Here is a 2305-nt window from a genome sequence, read left to right on the forward strand (position 1 = left end):
CGCGGGCACCCGCCGCCCGGCGGTGTTCCCGTGGCGTTCAGGTGCCGTTCGTGGCGGCGCGGGAGGGTGGCCCGCGACATCCGGGCCAGCGCAGGGAGAACGTCACACCATGCCCCTCAACCGCAGAGAGTTCACGAAGCACTCCGCCGCCGCCGGTGCGGGCCTCGCCCTCACCGGGGTCGTCGGTGCTCTCGCCACCGCGCCCGAGGCCCTCGCCTCCGCCGACCCGGAGGCGTACGGAGCCGGTCACGGGCACCACGGCCACGGCCACCGGCTCGGGTACGGCGAGCTGGTCGCCGACCCCGAGGGGATGCTCGCCCTGCCCGCCGGGTTCACGTACCGCGTCCTCACCCACAGCGGCGTGACCCGGCTGGAGTCCGGTGAGTTCACGCCCTCCAACCACGACGGGACCGCCGCCTTCGCCGGGCCGCGCGGCACCACGTACCTGGTCAACAACCACGAGCTCAAGGGCACCCGCGACAAGTGGCCCCACCCGGTCCCGCTCACCGAGGGGCTCGTCTACGACCCGGCCGCCGCCGGCGGCTGCACGGTCGTCGAGGTGCACCGCGACGGCACCGTCGCCGAGTGGGTCGGCCTCGCCGGCACCTCCACCAACTGCGCGGGCGGCAGCACCGCCTGGGGCACCTGGCTGACGGGCGAGGAGAACTCGGACCGCGCCGGGGTCAACGGCATGACCAAGGACCACGGCTACATCTTCGAGGTCGATCCCCGGGACCGCCGCGCCAACCGCGCGCCGAAGCCCGTCAAGGCCTTCGGCCGGTACGACCACGAGGCCGTCGTCATCGACCCCGGGCGGGGCCACGCGTACCTCACCGAGGACGCCTCGAACCCCAACGGGCTGCTCTTCCGCTGGGTCCCGCCGAAGGGCTTCGAGCACGGCCGCGGCCGGCTCCGCACCCTCGCGGACGACGCCGGTGTGCTCCAGGCCGCCAAGTGCGTCGACTCCGGCGGCCGGTTCGTGGACGACCTGTCCCGGGCGAGCCGGATCGGCACCGTCTACGGCGTCGACTGGATCGAGGTCCCGGACCGCGACGGCCGCACCACCTCCGTCCGCAAGCAGTTCACGGCCGGCCAGATCACCCGCGCCCGCAAGCTGGAGGGCATGTGGTGGGCCGACGGCGGCGCGTACGTCGTCTCCTCCTACGCGCGCGAGGAGAGCCCGGGCGCCGCGCACGACGGCCAGGTCTGGTTCTACGACCCCAAGCGCCGCACCCTGACCCTCAAGGTGCTGCTGGGCGTGAACGCCGCCCCGGACGAGGACGGCGCCTTCGACGGCCCCGACAACATCACGGTCTCCCCGTACGGGGGCCTGGTCATCGCCGAGGACGGCGAGGGCGTGCAGCACCTCTTCGGCGCCACGGACTCGGGCCGCACCTACCCGATCGCCCGCAACGACCTCAACGGCAGCGAGTTCACCGGGGTGACCTTCTCGCCCGACGGTGACACCCTGTTCGCCAACATCCAGGACCCGGGCATCATGGTGGCGATCACCGGTCCGTGGCGCCGCCAGCCCCGCCGCTGAACCCGCACCCGGCCTTCACTTCTGCTCCCTGGTCACCCCCGCGGACTGACATCTAACATGTCAGCCCATGAACGCCTTACGGCCCGTGGGCCGCACCCTGCTGCGTGACCGGGCCTACGAGGCGCTGCGCGAGGCCATCGTGCGCGGCGAGCTCGCCCCCGGCGCCCCGCTGAAGGACGCCGACCTCGCCGACCGGCTGGGGCTCTCGCGCGCGCCCGTGCGCGAGGCCCTGGTCCGGCTCGGCGACGAGGGGCTCGTCGAGTCCAAGCCGCAGAGCTACACCCGGGTCACCCGCCCGGTCAGCCGGGTCGTCCGGGACGCCGCGTCGGTGGTGCGGGTGATGCACGAACTCGCCGCCCGGACCGGGGTGCCCCTGCTCGGGCCCGAGGGCATCCGGACCATGCGCGAGGCCAACGAGCGCTTCGCGGCGGCGGTCCGCGCCTCCGACGTCGAGGCCGCGCTGGACGCCGACGACGAGCTGCACCAGGTCCTCGTCGTCGCCAGCGGCAACCACGCCGCCGCCGCCACGATCGCGCGGTACACCCCCCTGATCCGCCGGGTCGAGCGGCGGCTCTTCGGCGATGCCGGGAGCTGCGGTTCGGCCGAGCTGCACGCGCGGCTCATCGACGCGTGCGCGGCGGGCGACGCCACGGAGGCGGTACGGGTCACCACGGAGATCTGGGCGGCCCTGGAGCAGCTCGCCGACGACGCCATCGAGGTGGCGGAGGTGACGGGCATCCCGGCGCCCCCACACCCCGGGGC

General features: G+C 74.3%; 2 protein-coding genes. Both read left to right on the top strand.

Annotated features, from left to right (window positions below; all coding sequences use genetic code 11):
• Nucleotides 1-109 precede the first annotated feature (109 nt).
• Complete coding sequence (locus tag EAO70_RS22560) at nucleotides 110-1543, top strand: alkaline phosphatase PhoX (RefSeq protein WP_148004629.1); 1434 nt, start codon at nucleotides 110-112, stop codon at nucleotides 1541-1543.
• A 67-nt stretch (nucleotides 1544-1610) separates the two neighbouring features.
• A partial coding sequence (locus EAO70_RS22565) for a GntR family transcriptional regulator (protein ID WP_148005303.1) occupies nucleotides 1611-2305 on the top strand: 695 nt, incomplete at its 3' end.

Origin of the sequence: Streptomyces sp. adm13(2018) (assembly GCF_008042145.1) — a bacterium.
Taxonomy (GTDB): Bacteria; Actinomycetota; Actinomycetes; order Streptomycetales; family Streptomycetaceae; genus Streptomyces.